Raw genomic sequence first — 16,595 nt, 5'->3', positions numbered from 1 at the left:
CGGCGGACCTAGCGTTCCGATCATGGCGTTGTGGGACCTGCTGCGGGCGATGGTCCGACGATGGCCGATCGTGGTGGTCGGCGCGATCCTCACCCTCGCCGCCGCGAACTACGCGAGCCAGGACCGCAGCATCTACTGGACGCGTACGGACCTGGTCTTCCTGGCCCCGAAGAACGCGCAGTACCCGAACGCGCTGCGGGCGACCTCCGAGGACCTGGTGATCACGGCCGGCGCGGTCGGCAAGCTCGTCGTCGGCACTCGGCAGATTCCGAAGTTCACCGCCACCGATGCCGGGCTGATCGGCATGGGCGTACGCGACGGGTGGACCGTCCGGCTGCCCGACACCGGCGGCCAGTGGGCGCCCAACTACACCGACCAGTGGCTGATCATCGAGGTCGTGGGTCCCGATCCGGAGACCGTCCGCATCCGCAAGGAGCAGCTGGTCGAGGCCATGGGAGTCGCGCTCGACCGGGTTCAGGACGAGTACCAGGTCGCCCAGGCCTTCCGGATGACCACCAAGGAGGCGCCCGGCTCGACCGTCGTCTACCCCGTCGGCGGGAGCTCCCGACGGGCGTTTGCCGTCACCGGCCTGCTCGGTGCAGCGGCCACCCTCTACCTGGTCGTACGCATCGACCCGATCCTGCTGCGGCGCCGCGAGCGCCGTGCCGAGACGCTGCCGGAGACCGATCTTGTCTAAGCCCAGATCCACCGATCTCCGCCTGCTACGCGCCACCATACGGGCGCGCTGGCGGCGTTGCCGCCGCTCAACAGACACCCGGTATGCCATCGCGGACGGCGCCTTGCCATCACACCCGTCTGGTGACGCTCGCGACGGCGGCCATCGGCGGATCCGGGCTGAGCCCCGCCCACACACCGCCCTGGCCTGGAGCATCGCGAACACCGCGGTGACCAAGCTCGGCACGATGGTCGTCGGCATCCTCGTCGCGCGGCTGCTCGGCCCGGAGAGCTACGGGACGTACGCCGTCGCCTTCCTCGCCCTGATGGCGGTACTGAGCTTCAACGAGCTCGGCGTGAGCCTCGCGGTGGTGCGCTGGAAGGAGGACCCGCGGGAGATCGCGCCGACGGTGACCACGATCTCGGTCGGCACGAGCCTGCTCATCGCCGCGGCGATGGTCGTCGGGGCCGGGCCCTACGCGCGCGCGATGGGCGAGCCGGACGCGGCCGTGCTGGTGGCGCTCTTCGCCGTCCCGGTCGTGCTCAGCGGGATCACCGCGACGCCGGCGGCGCTGCTGCAGCGCAACCTGATGCAGGGCAAGCGGATGCTCATCGACCAGACGGCCACGCTCGTCACGGTCCCGGTCATGCTCGGGCTAGCCCTGGCCGGTGCCGGCCCGTACGCCCTGGTCATCGGCCACCTTCTCGGCGTCTCCGTGACCACGGTGATGTTCCTGCGGATGTCGCCGCTGCCCTGGCGGATGGGGCTCTCCCGGACCCATGCGGTCGCGCTGCTCGGCTTCGGCGCGCCGCTGGCGGTGACCAGCATCCTGGTCTTCGCGGTGGGTTTCGCCGATCAGATCGTCATCGGCGGGCTGCTCGGCGCGACCGCGCTGGGCCTCTACGTCGTCGCCTTCAACCTCTCCAGCTGGCCGGTGACGATGCTGTCGCGGCCGTTGCGGCAGGTCACGCCGGTGATCTTCGCTCGGCTGCAGCGCGACCCGGACGCGATGCGGCATGCCTTCTCCCGGCTCTCGGCGTTGGTGCTGACTGTGACGCTCCCGGGCTGCGTGGCGCTGGCCGCGCTCGCTCCGGAGGTGATCCGGCTGGTCTACGGCGAGGTCTGGCAGGCGGCCGCGGCGCCCCTGGCCTGGCTCGGCGCGCTGGCGGTGCTGCGGATCTCCTTCGAGCTCGCCTACGACTTCCTCGTCATCGCCGGCTCGACGCGCAGCCTGATGACGATCCAGGTCGTCTGGCTGATCGCCCTGGTGCCGGCGCTGCTGGCGGGCGCGGCGTGGTCCGGCGTGGGCGGGGTCGGGATGGCCGCCTTCGGGGTCGGGCTCGTCGTCATCCTGCCGCTGCACCTCTTCTACCTCGCCCGGGCCGGCGTGGGGATCGGTGGCCTCGCGAGCGGTGCCGCCCTGCCTGCGCTCGGCGCGCTCGCCGTCGGGGGCGCGGCGGTCGGGCTGCGTGCGGTGCAGCCGTCGGTCTGGGTGACCTGCGCGGTCACCGGCCTGGTGCTCGCCGCCGTCTGGGCCGTGCTGCTGCGACGCCGGCGCGAGGACGTCAGCTGGTTCCGCTCCGGCGCCGGCTCCCCCACCCCCACCGAGCCCCCCACGACCCGGAGCGAGGACATCCATGTCTGACCGTCTCGACGCCAACCACGACGCCCTGGAGCAGATGTACGCCGCGGCCGCGGCCGCCGGGAGCCGACGTCCACGGCGCGCGGCCGCCCTGGCGCAGGCCGCTGCCGAGTTCGCCTGGGGCAACCACACCGGCTGGTTCGCGTACGAACCGCTCGAGCTGCTGCTCGCCGAGCTGGGCCGCTCGCTCCCGTCGGTGCCGGTGCCGGCTCGCCCGCTGCGTACGCTGCACGTGGTCACGCAGATGTACCAGAGCGGCGGGCACACCCAGATCATCGCCGGCTGGACCGACCAGCTCGGCGAGCGCTCTCACGAGATCGTCGCCACGCGCCAGATGACCTCGCCGGTGCCGGCCAAGATCACGTCCCGGCTCGGGGACCGGGTCGCTCTGACCATGCTCGACACGACGCCCGGGAGCCTGCTCCACCGCGCTGCCCGGCTGCGTGCGCTCGCCTCGACCGCCGACCTGGTCATCTCCCACTGCCACCCCTTCGACGTGGTCCCCGCGCTCGCCTTCGCCGACCGCCGGGGTCTTCCGCCCGTGGTCTACATCGACAACACCGACCACGTCTTCTGGGTCGGCGTGCGGGCCTATGACCGGGTCGTGCACCTGCGTCGCAGCGGCCAGGAGCTCGCTCTGCACCGCCGCGGCCTGCCGATGGGAAGGTCGGTCGTCCGCAACCGGCCGCTCGCCGTCAAGGGCCGGATGAAGCGCCGGGAGACCGCGAAGCCGCAGTGGGGAGTGGATGCGGCCGACGTCCTGGTCGTCACCGCGGCGGACCCGAGCAAGTTCCAGGGCGGCGACACCTACCTGGCGGCGGTCGAGGCCGCGGTGGCTGCCGAGCCGCGGCTGCAGTGGCGGGTCGCCGGCCCTGACCCGGAGTCGGAGCCGTGGGCCGGCTTGGCGCGGCGTACGTCCGGCCGGATCCAGGCCGTCGGCATGCTCCCCGACGTCGCCCCGCTCCACCACGCCGCCGACGTCTATCTCGACTCGTTCCCGTTCGCCGGGCTCACCTCGCTGCTCGAGTCCGGCGGTCTGGCCAACCCGGTGGTCACCTACCGCGGCCACCGGCCCGAGTGCGCGGTGTGGGGCTCGGACTCCCCCGGGATCGACCACCTGATGCTGCGACCCAGCTCCTTCGAGCAGCTTCGCGACACCCTTCTCGACCTGGTCCGTCGACCGCGCGAGCGGGTCTCGCGTGGCACCGCGATCGCCCAGGCGATCCTCGAGTGCCACACCGGTCCCGGCTGGGTCGAGGCCGCCGAGTCGCTCTACCAGGTGCCGCAGCGGCTCCAGGACGACCTGCTCGCGCCCGTACGCGGCCGCGGCCACCTCGACCTGCTCACCGTCTCCGTCCAGGCGACCAACCCGTTCAGCCGCTCCGGCGCCGACATCACCGCCGGGCTCCTCGGCGCCATGCCGCTCCCCGACCGGATCTCGATGTGGCGCCAGACCCGCCGCGGCGGCGCCGGCCGCGTCCGCGACCTCGCCCCCGAGTGGGCCGCCGCGGCGCTCCGGGGGCGGCTGCGCCGCCGGGTGGCGTGATACCCGCTCGAGCGGGTATCACAACATGAAGAACGCCCGATTCCGCGGCCGACTCCACAACGGCGCCAGCGCGCCCGGCTCGGCGCCGAAGAGGAGCCAGAGGCCGGCGTCACGCGCGAGTCCGACGACGTAGGGGCCGGTCGTGGTGGCGGCCAGCGGAGCGATCTCCTCGGCTCTCAAGCCGGCGACGAGGAGGAGCTCGCCGGGGGTGGCCGCGGCGACGGCGGCGACGACGCCGGGCCAGCGGAGGGTGGCCGCGGAGAAGGTGAGGCCGTTGCGCTCCATCCCGCCGGCCTCGGAGACGGCGCCGTCGCGGGAGGGATCGACGACGCGGATGGAGGAGCTGCCGGCGAGCCGGGCGGCATCGTCGACGAGCAGCCGGATGTCGGCGAGCACCACCTGACCCCGCGGCGTCCCCGCTCCACGCAGCGTGCGGGTCACCCGATGGGCGTGCACGGACTCGCCCCAGAACGTCCGGGCCCCACGAGCCCGCCGGGCCGGCCAGGACATGGTCGCGGCGCCGCGCTCGCCGGCGACGATGCCACACGTCGTGCGCACGGGCACCAGCCCGGCATAGGTCCGGCCGACGCTGCGGTGGGCGACGTCGAGACGGGCGAGGTTGGTGGTCATGCTGTTGTGGGTCAGCGGGATGTCGAGGGCCGCGGCGCGACGCCCGGAGGCGCGCATCCGGAGGCAGTACTCGACTGCGTACGCGTGCCAGGCGAGGTCGGGCGACTCCGAGAGCGGCTCGCGCAGCACCTGCGATCGGGAGACCAGGAAGAGCACCTCGTCGAGCGAGTCGACGTCCGCCGGGACCGAGGCGGACCGGCCGAGCGGGACGACCCGGTCGCGCATCGCACCGATGACCTCGCCGCGACGGCTGACACCGACCGCACCCAGCACGCCGATCGCCGGTTGGGAGAGAAGCGTCGCGGCGGCGGTCTCGAGCGCGGGCAGCGACTGCAGGTAGACGTCTTGGTGGACGAAGACGACGACCTCGTTGCGAGCCAGCCGGGCGCCGTGGTTCAGCGCCGCGCCGGCGCTCGCGAACGCACCCGAGACGTTGTCGACGGCGATCACCTCCGTCTGCCGTGACGGGTGGCCTGCCTTGACCGACGCCGCCAGGCACGACTCCAGCACCGCCGGGTCGTTGTAGACGCAGACGATCGAGACCGGGGTACGCACCTCACCCATGCTCCACCGCCGCAGCGAGCACCTCGGCGACGTACTCCTGCTGCTCCGGGCTCAGGTGCGGGAACATCGGCAGCGACAGGATCTCGCCCGCCGCCCGCTCCGCGACCGGGAAGGAGCCCTCACCGAACCCCAACGAGGCGTACGCCGCGGTCAGATGCACCGGGAACGGATAGTGGATCCCGGTGCCGATCCCGGCCTCCAGCAGCGCCTCGAGCACCCGGTCGCGGTCGGCGACCCGGACGACGTAGAGATGCCAGACGTCGAGGTTGCCCGGCGCGGACTCGGGCAGACGAACTCCACGGATCCCGTCGAGAAGGACGTGATAGCGGTCGGCCGCCTCGCGGCGCAGCTCGTTCCACTTCTCCAGGCGAGCAAGCTTCGCGGACAGCACGACCGCCTGGACCGTGTCGAGGCGGGAGTTCATGCCGACGACCTCGTGGACGTACTTCGTCTCCGAGCCGTGCGCCGCGAGCAGCCGGACCGTCCGGGCGATCTCCGGGTCGGAGGTGGTCACCGCGCCCGCGTCGCCCGCCGCGCCGAGGTTCTTGCCGGGGTAGAAGCTGGTCGCCGCCGCGGCGGTGAGCGAGCCGCTCCCGCGGCCGTTGCGCTGCGCGCCCTGGGACTGCGCTGCGTCCTCGATCACCGGGATTCCCGCCGCGGAGGCGAGCGGGAGCAGCTGCTCGACGAACGCGGTCTGCCCGAACAGATGCACCGGCACGATCGCCTGCGTACGCGGCGTGATCGCCCGCTCCACGGCGGCCGGGTCGATCAACAACTGCGACTCGTCGACGTCCACGGGCACCGGCAGCGCGCCGATCCGGCTGGCCGCCTCGGCGGTCGCGATGAAGGTGTTGGCCGGCACGATCACCTCGCCACCCGGCCGCACCCCCACCGCCCGCATGGCCAGCTCGAGCGCGTCGGTCCCGTTGCCGACGCCTACGCAGTGACCAGCACCGACGAAGCTCGCATAGGCCTTCTCGAAGGCGGTCACCTCCGGCCCACCCACGAAGCCGGTGCGCTCGAAGACGTGGTCCAGGCCGAGGCGTACCTCGTCTGCTATCTCTGACTGCTGCGACCCGAGGTCGACGAACGGCACCTTCACCAGATCAGCTCCTGACGTGAGTTCAGACGGCGGGCGGGCACTCCGGCCCAGGTCTCCCCGGCGGGCAGGTCCTCGAGCAGGACCGCTCCCATGCCGAGGACGGAGTCGGCTCCGACGGTGGTGCGCTGACGCACCGACGAGCTCATCCCGAGATAGGCGGCCTCGCCGATCACGACCTCGCCGCCGAGGGTCACCCCGGCGCAGATGGTCGCGTAGTCGCCGACGATGTCGTCGTGGGTGAGGACGGCGTTGGGCATCGCGACGACGTGGTGCCCGACGCGTACGCCGGCGGTCAGCACGACCCCGGCGAGCAGCACGGTGCCGGCGCCGATCTCGCAGCCGGGCGGCACCGAGGCGGTGGGGTGGAGGATGGTCGCGTAGCGATCGGCCGCCACCCCGTAGCCGCTGAGCCGGCGATGGACACGTCGCCGGGTGGACCCGGATCCGGCGCAGATGACCAGGTCATCACCGCAGTCGGTGACGACCTCGACCGGTCCGATCACCTTGACACCACCGGTCCCGTCGGCGGTGCCGATCACCTGACCCCGGCGCTCCGGGTCGTCGTCGACGGCGACGATCTCGTCGTAGGGGAGCTCGCCGGACCTGGCCGCCGCGGCGACCTCACCCGCCAACCCACCGGCGGCGACGAGCACGAGCGTCGTCACCGGCGCCCCTGTCGAAGTACCTCGACGACCCGCGCCTGCTCCGAGTCCGACATCTGGTGGAAGAGCGGCAGGATGAGGGTGTTGTCGGTGAGGTGCTCGGTGACCGGGAGGCTGACGCCCGAAGAGACGTACGCAGGCTGCCGGTGTGCCGCCATGATCCCGCGGCGCGCGGAGATCCCGGCCTCGGCCAGCGCACCCAGCAACCCCTCACGGTCCATCCCGTACGCAGGCCCACCTCCCGCCGACACTGTGCTCGATCGCGTCGAGACCCCCGTCCCCCGACAGACCTCGAACCCAGCAGACACCCCGGTGATCGAGCTCGTCGAGACCCCGGTCCCACGACAGACCTCGAACCCCGCAGTCTCGCCGGTGGTCGAGCCTGTCGAGACCCCCGTCCCACGACCGACCTCGAACCCAGCAGACGCCCCGGTGGTCGAGCCTGTCGAGACCCCCGTCCCACGACCGACGTCGAACCCAGCAGACGCCCCGGTGGTCGAGCCTGTCGAGACCCCCGTCCCACGACCGACCTCGAACCCAGCAGACGCCCCGGTGGTCGAGCCTGTCGAGACCCCCGTCCCACGACCGACCTCGAACCCAGCAGACGCCCCGGTGGTCGAGCTTGTCGAGACCCCCGGTCCAGGACAGACCTCGATCCAGAACGACTGGAAGTTTCCTGTCCCCCAAGCCGGATCCGTGACCGCGCGCAGCCCGTCGATCTCGGCGACCGCCTTCGCGTAGACCGCGGCCAGCTCACGACGCCGATCGACCACCTCGGGCAGCCGTGACAGCTGCACGATGCCGACCGCGGCCTGCATATCGGTCATCCGGAAGTTGAACCCGACCTCGTCGTAGGACTCCGGCGGCGAGACCAGGCTGGCGTGCCGGTCGGCGGCCGAGACGCTCATCGCGTGCTCGCGCAGCCTCCGAGCGCGCGCGGCCCAGTCCGCGCGGGAGGTGGTGAGCATCCCGCCCTCGCCGGTGGTGAGGATCTTGCGCGGGTGGAAGGACCAGGCGGCGATCTCGGCACCGGCACCCACGGGGCGGCCGCGGTAGGTCGACCCGGCGGCGCAGGCGGCGTCCTCGATGACCACGATGCCGAGCGGGTCGCAGACCTCCCGGATCGCGTCCAGATCGGCCGGCACCCCGCCCTGGTCCACCAGGACGACCGCGCTCGTGGCCGGCGTGAGCGCGGCCCGGACCGTCTCGGGAGTGAGGTTTCCGGTGATCGGCGAGACGTCTGCGAAGACCGGCCGGGCGCCGACGTAGACCGCCGCGTTGGCGGTCGCGACGAACGAGAAGGACGGCACGACGACGTCGTCGCCGGGACGTATCCCGGCCACGACCAGCGCCAGGTGGAGCGCCGTCGTGCAGCTCGAGGTGGCGACGGCATGAGCAGCCTGCTGGGACTCCGCGAAGCGGCGCTCGAACTCGGCCACGCGAGGCCCCTGGGCGACCCAGCCGGAGCGGAGCACCTCGGCGACGGCCTCGACCTCCTCCTCACCCAGCCAGGGCTGCATCACGCTGATACGGCTCACGACCCTCCCCCGCTCAAAGCCCGTCCCGCCGCGATCTCGGAGCGCAGCGGCGCCCACCACTCGACCAGCTGTCGCAGCCCCTCCTCGAGCCCGATCGTCGGCGACCAGCCGAGGTCGTCGCGGGCGGCGGAGATGGAGGCGAGCCGGCGGGTGACGCCGTTGACCGCGCGCTCGGGGCCGTGCTCGACCCCCAGCGGGGAGCCCATCGCCCGCAGCAGCGCCTCGGCCAGCTCCAAGAGCGAGGTCTCGGTGCCGGAGGCGATGTTGTAGACGCCCTCGGTCACCTCGGAGGCGGCTGCCAGGATGTTGGCCCGGGCGATGTCGGGGACGCAGACGAAGTCCATCGTCTGGCGCCCGTCGCCGAAGATCAGCGGCGGCTCGCCGTCGGCGATCCGCTCCATCCACCGCACCAGCACCTCGGTGTAGGCGCCGTGGACGTCCATCCGCGGGCCGTAGACGTTGAAGTAGCGCAGCCCGACGTAGTCGAGCCCGTGCATCGCCCGGAAGGATCGCACCAGCCCCTCGTTGTAGGACTTCGCGGCCCCGTAGAGGGTGTCGTTGTTGTTGTGGTGGTGTCCCTCGGGCGTCGGGAACTCCTCGGCGAGCCCGAAGACGGAGGCCGAGGAGGCGTAGATCAGCTTCGAGACACCCGCGTCGACGGCGGCCTCGACGACGTTGAAGGTGCCGTCGACCAGCACCTCGTTGGCCAGCCGCGGCTCCTCGGCGCACAGGGTGATGCGGATGGCGGCCTGGTGGAAGACCAGGTCCTTGCCTGCGGTCAGGTCGCCGACCAGGTCGCGGTCGCGGATGTCGCCCTCGACCAGGGTGACCCGGCCGGAGGCGAGGGCGTCGTCGAGGTTGGCCTTGCGACCTCGGATCAGGCTGTCGAGCACGTCGATGTGCGCGACCCCCTCGTCGAGGAGCTGGTCCACGATGGTGGAGGCGATCGTGCCCGCGCCTCCGGTCACCAGGACGTTCGCACCGCTGAGCTTGTTGTCGGGGGAGGACGTCATCGGATCAGCTCCAGGGTCGGGGTCTCGGCGGCCACCTCGACGAGGGCGCCGCGGGCTCGGAGGCTGGTCTGCGCCGCCTCCAGGACGGAGAGGACACGGAGCGCGGAGGCCCCGTCGGTGCGCGGCGTACGGCCTTCCCGGATCGCTCCGGCGAACTCGCCGACCATCCGGGACAGGGCCTCGTACTCGGGCAGCGCCGGCGCCCAGGTGTCGCCCAGCCGGTAGGAGATCGTCGCCGCGGCGCGGTCGGCTCGCTCGATCTGGTCCACGCTCTGCTGGACCAGGTCGACGCCACGGTCGAAGACGCTGAGCCGCTGCTGCGGGTTGAGGTCGTCCCAGACCAACGTGCGCCGGCTGCCGCCGATCACCATCTGCCTGATCTTGGTGGGGCTGAGCCAGTTGACGTGGACGTGGGCCATCGCCCCGCCTTCCAGCGGCAGGCTCAGATAGCCGACGCAGGCCTTGCCCGCCCTGAGCGGGTCGGCGCCGTGCGCGGCCACCCCCGTGGGGCGCAGCCCGCCGGGCAGGATGAAGTCGAGGATCGAGAGGTCGTGCGGCGCCAGATCCCAGAAGACATCGACATCGGGCTGCACCAGCCCGAGGTTGATCCGCACCGAGTCGATGAACAGGATCTCGCCGAGCGACCCGTCCTCGACCAGCTCACGGATCTTCTGCACGACCGGCGTGTAGCAGTAGGTGTGGTCGGCCATCAGCACGAGATCGTTGGCCCGCGCGGCCTCGACCATGCTCCTCCCCGACTCGACGTCGTCGGCCAGCGGCTTCTCGACGAGCACGTGCTTCCCGGCCCGCAGCGCCCGCTCCACCAACCCTCGGTGCGTCCGCGCCGGGGTCGCGATCGCGACCGCGTCCACGTCCTCGCGCGCGAGGACCTCGTCGAGGTCGGTCGTGGCCAGCACCTCGGTGCTGCCGCCGATCACCTCTCGGGCCCGGGCGAGATCCAGGTCGACCACTGCGACCAGCGTCCATTCCGGTGCGTTGCGAAAGTTCCGGATCAGGTTGGGCCCCCAGTAGCCGGCCCCGACCACCGCCACTCCCAGCGGCGTCTGTGCGGTCATGACAGTGCTTCTCCCCACATAGGCGATCGATGCCTTCGAGGTAGATCACACGCGATCCGCCGATCCCACCCGGCCGTTCAACGGGGTTATCCCCTCTATTCGGGAGACCGGACGGCGCGATCGAAGACGGATGCACACCATCGACGACTTGCGTAAAGACCGATATTCGGAGTTATCATCGCCGTATGACGATGACAGCCACGGAGGGCACTCCCGATCCGACGGACGAGGCAGCCGCGCTGAGCGCCGCTGCCTGCCTGTTCCACGGGTTCTCCGATCCCTCCCGCCTGGCGATCCTGCGACACCTCGCCCTCGGCGAGCACCGCGTGGTCGACCTGACCGCTCACCTCGGCCTGGCGCAGAGCACGGTCTCGAAGCATCTCGCCTGCCTGAGGGACTGCGGACTGGTGACCTCACGCCCCGTCGGGCGGGCCTCCATGTTCGCGCTGGCCCACAGCGAGGCCGTCCTGGACCTGCTGGCCGCCGCGGAGCGGGTCCTGGCCCTCACCGGGGATGCGGTGACGCTGTGCCCCAGCCACGGCATCGCCGCCATCCACGCCGAGACCCACGAGGAGGCGTGATGGCCGCCCACGTCCACGCCCCCACCGACCTGACCGCGGCCGACCGCAAGCGGCTCGGACGGCGTGCCCAGCTGCTCGCGGCGGCATCGGTCGCCTACAACGGCGTCGAGGCGGTCATCGCCATCGCCGCCGGTCTCGTGGCGGGCTCCGTCGCGCTGGTCGGGTTCGGGCTCGACTCCGTCGTCGAGGTCTCCAGCGGGCTCATCATCCTGTGGCAGTTCCGTCACCGGCTCCCGGAATCGCGCGAGCGGCAGGCGCTGCGACTGATGGCGGTCTCCTTCTTCGCCCTGGCGGCGTACGTCGCCTTCGAGTCGGCGCGCGCCCTCGTCACCGGCCACGACCCGGAGACCTCGACGGTCGGCATCGGCTTGGCGACCGCCTCGCTGATCATCATGCCGTTCCTGTCCTGGGCTCAGCGGAGGACCGGCCGGTCGCTCGGCTCGAACGCCGTGGTCGCCGACTCGACGCAGACCCTGCTGTGCACCTACCTCTCGGCGGTCCTGCTCGTCGGGCTGGTCCTCAACGCCACGCTCGGCTGGTCGTGGGCGGATCCCGTCGCCGGTCTGGTGATCGCCGCCGTCGCGCTCAAGGAGGGCTGGGATGCCTGGCGGGGCGAGTCCTGCTCGTGCGGCCCGGTCGCCGTCACCGACGACGACGCCACCCCTGCTGGCTGCGGCTGCGACGAGTCCACCTGTGCCGATGCCTGCTGCGCTCCCGACGCGGACGGCGCAGCCGGCGCTGACGGTCCTGCCGACGTCAAGCTCCTGGACGTCGGCAGGTCATCGGCGCCGACTCACCCGGCCGCCGGGCGGAACCGCACGTCCACGAAGTAGTTCGTGGAGTTCCAGGATCGGTTCGGGAGTCCCCCTCCGCTCCCGTACCGATACCGGCCGTTGGCTCCGCCCGGCGCCGTCAACGGGCCGACCGTCCGCGACTGGCTGAGGGCATTCGGCGTCGAGGCGTAGCGCCCGTTGGGTGCGTAGTAGGACACCACGTACGTCGCCCCCGGCGTGAGCGCGACCGGCGTCGGCAAGATCGCCGTCTGCCACCCGGTCGCGGTCTCGTTGGTGAAGGTCACCTGGGCGATCCGGGTGCCGGCCGCGTTCCACAGCGAGCCGACATGGGTCCCGGTGTTGCCGGTGCCCTTGAAGAACCGGATCGCCGTCACCGAGCCGGCCGCCGACGTCGAGAAGGCGGTGCCGACCTCGATCGGCATGATGTCGAGCGTCGACGCGTTCTGCGGAGTCACCCCGGTGAACAGCGAAACCTCGGTCACGGCGGCCGGGACCGTGGCGAATGACCACGTCTGCGTCGGCAGACCCGCCCCGTCGGTCGAGACCACCCCGGAGACCGTCACCGCCACCGTCGCCCCGGCTCGCAGCGCGGCCGACGGGGTGAAGCGCAGCGTACGTCCGTCAGCGCTGAGTGCCGCCGAACCGGCCACCGATGCCCCGTTGGCCGTGACCGACATGTTCCAGCCGCTCGCGATCCCGGTCGAGAACGTGATCGACGGGTTGGCCGAGGTCGGCACGTCGGTCGAGCCCGGACCGGGATCGCGGTCGGTGACCGAGATGGTCGCGCCCGCCCGTTCGAAGACGACGTCGGCGAAGTAGTTCGTCGACCCGAACGTGTACTGCGGGAAGCCGCCCGCGGCCCCGTAGAGGTAGCGGCCGTTGTTGCCCGCCGGGGCGGTCAGGTCCCCGGAGGAGTGGGCGGTCGTGAAGAACTGCGGCGTGGTCGCGTAGTGCCCCTGCGGAGCCAGATAGGAGACGACGTACGACACCCCGGCCTGCACCTCGACGGGGCTGGACAGCGTGGCCTGCTGCCAGCCGGAGGCGGTCTCACCGGTGAAGGTCACCTGGGCGAGCCGCTCGCCGCCGGAGCTCCACAACGACCCGACGTGAGTGCCGCCGTTGCCGGCGCCCTTGTAGAACCGGATCGCGGTCACCCGCCCGTCGCGGGTGGGACTGAACACCGTCCCGACCTCGATCGGTGAGCTGTCGTCCTGGGCCTCGACCGCGGGCACCACGTCACCGAAGAGCGTCTGGCTGTTCACCGTCTCCGCGGCTCTGGACCGGAACGTCCAGGTCTGTGTGGGCATACTGACCCCCTCGGTGGAGGTGATCCCGCTGATCGTGACCGTCACGTCCGCGCCCGCGGGCAGCAAAGATGTCGGGTCGAAGGTCAGCGTCGTCCCGGAGTTGCCGAGCGTCGTCGTCCCGGCGATCGGCTGGCCGCCCGAGGTGGCCGAGACCGAGTAGCCGGAGCTCAGCTCCGAGGAGAACGACGCCACCACATTGGTCGAGCGCGGCACCTCGACAGCCCCGGGGACAGGGCTGCGCGAGGTCATCGTCAGCGTCGGCGCGCCCTTCTCGAAGACGACGTCGACCATGTAGCTCGAGGGCGAGGTCGCTGCCGGGAAGCCCGTGCCATAGGCGTACGCACCTGCCGTCGAGGTCACCCGCAGCGGCGGCTTCGACAGGTCGGTGGAGGCGAACGCGTTCGGTGTGGCCGAGTAGTAGCCGTTGGTGCGATAGGAGGCGATGTAGTCGGTGTTCGCCTGGACCTTCACCGGTTCGGCGAAGCTCAGCGTCTGCCAGCCGGTCGTCGACTCGTCGGTGAAGGTGCCCTGGGCGAGCACGGCCCCGTTGGCCGACCACAGCGTGCCCGTGTGCGGTCCGGCGTTGTTCACACCCTTGTAGAACCGCACGCCGGTGACGGTGCCGGTGACGTCGGCGCGGAACCTGACACCCAGGGTCAGCTGCGCGTTCTCCGGGTCCTGGAGGACCGTCGGAGTGGTGTCCTCATCGAAGAGCGAGCACGGGCAGACTCCTGCCGCCGCCGGCGGCTTGGCCGTCCGGAACGACCACGTCTTCCCGGCCGAGACCGCCGTCCCACCGCTGTCCTGACCGGAGAGCGTGGCGGTGTAGCTGACGAACCCGGCGAGGTTGGCCGACGGGGTGAAGGTCACCGTCCTGGTCGTCGAGTCATAGGCGGTCGACCCGGCGACCGCGTTGCCGAGCGAGTCGGTCAGGCGAAGCCCGACCGACGAGGCGACCACCGGCTTGGTGAACCTGGCGCTCACCGTCGTGCTGCGCGGCACCGAGGACGACCCGGCCAGCGGCCACTGGTTGGTCGCGGTCAGCGGGGAGTCGTCGGTGGTCGTGAACAGCACGTCCACGAAATAGTTGGGGTTCTGGTAGGAGCTCGCCGGGAACTGACCGGCACCCGCATAGACCCCCGCCGGAGCGGCGCCATAGCCACCCTCGACCTCGAACGGGTACGCCTCGAAACCCTTTGCCGCGAAGGCCCACGGGGCCACGGCATAGCGCCCGACCGGAGCCGTGTAGGAGACGACATATCTCGCCCCCGCCGCGACCGCGACCGGCTGGCTGAACGTCGCCGACTGCCAGCCGCCGGCGGACTCGTTGCTGAAGGTGACCTGGGCCAGTCGCTCGCCGCTGCTGCTCCACAGCGAGCCGACGTGGGTGCCGGTGTTGCCAGCGCCCTTGTAGAAGCGGACGCCCGCTACGTACCCGTCGGCCTGAGGGGTGAAGCGCAGGCCGAGCTCGGCGGCGCTGCCGTCGCTGGCCGAGGGCGTGGCCGGGCTGGTGACGGCGTTCCAGGTCGTCGGCACCTCCATCTGGCCGAGGATGCTGCACGGGCAGGTCACGTTGAAGCTCCGGACGGCGGCGGTGCCGATGTTGGCGCTGTCATCGACGGCGCGCACACGCACCGGGGTGCTGCCGACTCCGGGCTGGACGTACGTCACCGACCAGGCGGTCGTCCCGGTTCCGTACGCTCCCGGGGCCGGGTGCCACGAGGTGCCGTCGTCGACGGAGTACTCGACGCCGGCCACCACGCCACCCCCGGTGTCGGTCGCGGTGCCGGTGAGCGTCACCTTGGTGCCGTTCGGCTGCGTCGAGCCGGCGGCCGGTGTCGAGATGGCGACCGTCGGTCCGACCGTGTCGGTCGACTTCGTCGCCGCGACCAGCCCGGTCATCAGCGTGGTCGGCCGGGCGTCCATGTCGGCGAGCAGGTTGACCTGCGCCTGCTGCATCCGCCGGTCGGCGGTCTCGTCGTGATACGGGTTGTCGTGCTCGGAGTCGAGGCCCCAGGTCCACTGGACCGAGCCGGCACCGAAGACGAGCGCCCCGCTGGCCGCCCGGTAGAGGGTGATCGCATGGGTCGTGGTGCCGTCGCCCGTGGTTCGGCCGAAGTCGGTCATGTACTGGTTGTCGATGAACCCGGTCGTCTCCGACATCCGGATCAGGCCGGGTGGTCGGAACCCGTTGTCCTGGTCCTCGTCGGACTCGTAGCCCACCGTGTGCGGAGCCAGCTCGGTCTGGCCGGCCGTCATCGAGGCGAGCCCGGTGTTGCGCCACATCCGCAAGCCGCCGTGGGACTTCTTCACTGTCACCGGCAGGTCGGTCAGGTTGGACATGAAGACGGTGCCGGTCAGCTCGTTCTCCGGCTTCCCGCCGCCCTGGCTCTTCGGCGCGTAGCGCGGGTCGCGCCAGGTGCCGGTCGACTCGGGTGCCGGGTCGAGCTTCTGCTGCGCCCACGACTCCTTGTACGTCACCAGGGTCCGGTAGGGCGTGTTGCTGCCGTCCTTCGACGCCTCGTAGCGCGTCCGCCAGTAGACCTCGTTGCCGCTGAGGAACTGCAGGTTCACGCCGGCGTCGCGCGCGGCCTCGACGTTTGCCCGCTGGCGTCCGCTCCAGTACTCGTCGTGGCCGACGCTCAGGAACGTCTCGTGGTTGGTGAGCAGATCGCCGCGGCGGTCGGTGTCGATCCCGGCGATGTAGCTGACGTCGTAGCCGTTGCGCTCCAGGAACCGCACCAGCGGGTACTCGTTGGCGAAGAAGAAGTCGTGGGAGGTGCCGCCGGAACGGGTCGCGAACGGCCGGTTGTAGCTCAGCTTGTAGGCCCGGCCGTTCCCGCCACCGGTGTAGAAGCTGGACCCACCGTAGGAGTTGTACGCCTGCCAGGTGGTGTCAGAGGTCTGGAAGACGACGTCGGAGCTGCTGGCGTCGTCACGGACGATGAAGGTGATGTGGCTCGACTCCTGGGTGTCTGCGCGGTCGAGCTTGGCGACATAGACACCCGAGACCGCGGTCGCCGGGACGTTCCAGGAGGCCGAGACCGCCCAGTTGCCGCAGTCGGTGATCTCGGTGGAGGTCTCGCGATAGCAGTTGGGCTGGTTCTGCGGGAGGCTCGCCGAGGGGGTCACCGCGGTGATCCTGCGGGCGCCGTCACCGCCGTAGTAGCCCATCCGGTAGATCGTGATCTGGTAGGCCGAGGCGTCGGTGTCGATCTTGAAGTCGATCCGGTTGCCCACGTCGACGCTGATGTCGGTCGCGAACCCCTGGATCGAGTCGTCGCCCGCTCCGGTGATCCCCCACTCGCTCGAGGGGGCGCCGGGCTTGCTGTTCTCACAGGAGATCTTGTTGCCCGTCGGTCCGCACGGATCGGCACTCGCGCTGGAGGCGGTGACGATCGTCATGATGGGGGCGACAAGTACAACTCCGAGCAACGCGGCCAGTCCCGTTCGCAGCTTCACGG

The 16,595-nt window shown here is 71.3% G+C and carries 12 protein-coding genes; 5 read left to right on the top strand and 7 right to left on the bottom strand.

Going from position 1 to position 16,595, the window contains the following annotated elements; translation table 11 throughout:
- The first annotated feature begins 22 nt into the window (after positions 1-22).
- From BJ988_RS01720 to BJ988_RS01710, 3 genes are all read left to right on the top strand, one after another.
- Complete coding sequence (locus tag BJ988_RS01720; RefSeq protein ID WP_179656393.1) at positions 23-697, top strand: hypothetical protein; 675 nt, start codon at positions 23-25, stop codon at positions 695-697.
- 103 nt (positions 698-800) lie between these two features.
- On the top strand, positions 801-2,321 hold the full coding sequence (locus tag BJ988_RS01715) for a lipopolysaccharide biosynthesis protein (protein WP_179656392.1): 1,521 nt from the start codon (positions 801-803) through the stop codon (positions 2,319-2,321).
- Entirely contained in the window at positions 2,314-3,864 is a 1,551-nt protein-coding gene (locus BJ988_RS01710; RefSeq protein ID WP_179656391.1) for a glycosyltransferase family protein, read from the top strand. Before BJ988_RS01715 ends, BJ988_RS01710 begins: the two co-directional genes overlap by 8 nt.
- Before the next feature lie 18 nt (positions 3,865-3,882).
- Here the strand turns inward: BJ988_RS01710 and BJ988_RS01705 are convergent, their stop codons facing one another.
- From BJ988_RS01705 to BJ988_RS01675, 6 genes are read right to left on the bottom strand one after another with little or no spacing between them, the layout of a single operon-like run.
- Complete coding sequence (locus BJ988_RS01705) at positions 3,883-5,058, bottom strand: glycosyltransferase family protein (protein ID WP_179656390.1); 1,176 nt, start codon at positions 5,056-5,058, stop codon at positions 3,883-3,885.
- Positions 5,051-6,160 (bottom strand): aminotransferase class I/II-fold pyridoxal phosphate-dependent enzyme, encoded by a 1,110-nt coding sequence (locus tag BJ988_RS01700; protein ID WP_179656389.1) that lies wholly within the window; start codon positions 6,158-6,160, stop codon positions 5,051-5,053. Before BJ988_RS01700 ends, BJ988_RS01705 begins: the two co-directional genes overlap by 8 nt.
- A complete protein-coding gene (locus BJ988_RS01695) occupies positions 6,157-6,825 on the bottom strand; it encodes an LbetaH domain-containing protein (RefSeq protein ID WP_179656388.1) in 669 nt (222 codons plus the stop codon). Before BJ988_RS01695 ends, BJ988_RS01700 begins: the two co-directional genes overlap by 4 nt.
- The gene (locus tag BJ988_RS30255) at positions 6,822-8,360 is read right to left on the bottom strand and encodes a DegT/DnrJ/EryC1/StrS family aminotransferase (RefSeq protein WP_343051401.1); all 1,539 of its coding nucleotides are present in this window, start codon (positions 8,358-8,360) and stop codon (positions 6,822-6,824) included. Before BJ988_RS30255 ends, BJ988_RS01695 begins: the two co-directional genes overlap by 4 nt.
- The gene (locus tag BJ988_RS01680) at positions 8,357-9,373 is read right to left on the bottom strand and encodes an NAD-dependent epimerase/dehydratase family protein (protein ID WP_179656387.1); all 1,017 of its coding nucleotides are present in this window, start codon (positions 9,371-9,373) and stop codon (positions 8,357-8,359) included. Before BJ988_RS01680 ends, BJ988_RS30255 begins: the two co-directional genes overlap by 4 nt.
- On the bottom strand, positions 9,370-10,449 hold the full coding sequence (locus BJ988_RS01675) for a Gfo/Idh/MocA family protein (protein ID WP_179656386.1): 1,080 nt from the start codon (positions 10,447-10,449) through the stop codon (positions 9,370-9,372). The genes BJ988_RS01680 and BJ988_RS01675 overlap by 4 nt, the downstream gene beginning before the upstream one ends.
- Positions 10,450-10,634: 185 nt before the next feature.
- On the opposite strand from BJ988_RS01675, the gene BJ988_RS01670 reads away from it, so the two are divergent.
- Positions 10,635-11,030 carry an ArsR/SmtB family transcription factor gene (locus tag BJ988_RS01670; RefSeq protein ID WP_179656385.1) on the top strand — a complete coding sequence of 132 codons (396 nt, stop codon included), beginning with the start codon at positions 10,635-10,637 and terminating at the stop codon, positions 11,028-11,030.
- Positions 11,030-11,863, top strand: coding sequence for a cation diffusion facilitator family transporter (locus tag BJ988_RS01665; RefSeq protein ID WP_179656384.1), 834 nt, complete (start codon positions 11,030-11,032; stop codon positions 11,861-11,863). Before BJ988_RS01670 ends, BJ988_RS01665 begins: the two co-directional genes overlap by 1 nt.
- Here BJ988_RS01665 and BJ988_RS01660 read toward each other — a convergent pair.
- Positions 11,824-16,593, bottom strand: a complete 4,770-nt coding sequence (locus BJ988_RS01660) for a DUF4082 domain-containing protein (RefSeq protein ID WP_179656383.1) — start codon at positions 16,591-16,593, stop codon at positions 11,824-11,826. The two genes, BJ988_RS01665 and BJ988_RS01660, sit on opposite strands and share 40 nt — an antisense overlap.
- Between the last annotated feature and the right edge of the window lie 2 nt (positions 16,594-16,595).

It is taken from the genome of Nocardioides panzhihuensis (assembly GCF_013408335.1).
Taxonomy (GTDB): domain Bacteria; phylum Actinomycetota; class Actinomycetes; order Propionibacteriales; family Nocardioidaceae; genus Nocardioides; species Nocardioides panzhihuensis.
Note: the sequence above shows the minus strand (reverse complement) of the source record. Positions and strands in the feature narration are given on the sequence as shown.

Bases quoted from the DNA above. Each gene is read 5' to 3' on its own strand.
- BJ988_RS01720 (WP_179656393.1), top strand. From the start codon at position 23: ATGGCGTTGTGGGACCTGCTGCGGGCGATGGTCCGACGATGGCCGATC.
- BJ988_RS01675 (WP_179656386.1), bottom strand. From the start codon at position 10,449: ATGACCGCACAGACGCCGCTGGGAGTGGCGGTGGTCGGGGCCGGCTAC.
- BJ988_RS01710 (WP_179656391.1), top strand. From the start codon at position 2,314: ATGTCTGACCGTCTCGACGCCAACCACGACGCCCTGGAGCAGATGTAC.
- BJ988_RS01705 (WP_179656390.1), bottom strand. From the start codon at position 5,058: ATGGGTGAGGTGCGTACCCCGGTCTCGATCGTCTGCGTCTACAACGAC.
- BJ988_RS01670 (WP_179656385.1), top strand. From the start codon at position 10,635: ATGACGATGACAGCCACGGAGGGCACTCCCGATCCGACGGACGAGGCA.
- BJ988_RS01665 (WP_179656384.1), top strand. From the start codon at position 11,030: ATGGCCGCCCACGTCCACGCCCCCACCGACCTGACCGCGGCCGACCGC.
- BJ988_RS01680 (WP_179656387.1), bottom strand. From the start codon at position 9,373: ATGACGTCCTCCCCCGACAACAAGCTCAGCGGTGCGAACGTCCTGGTG.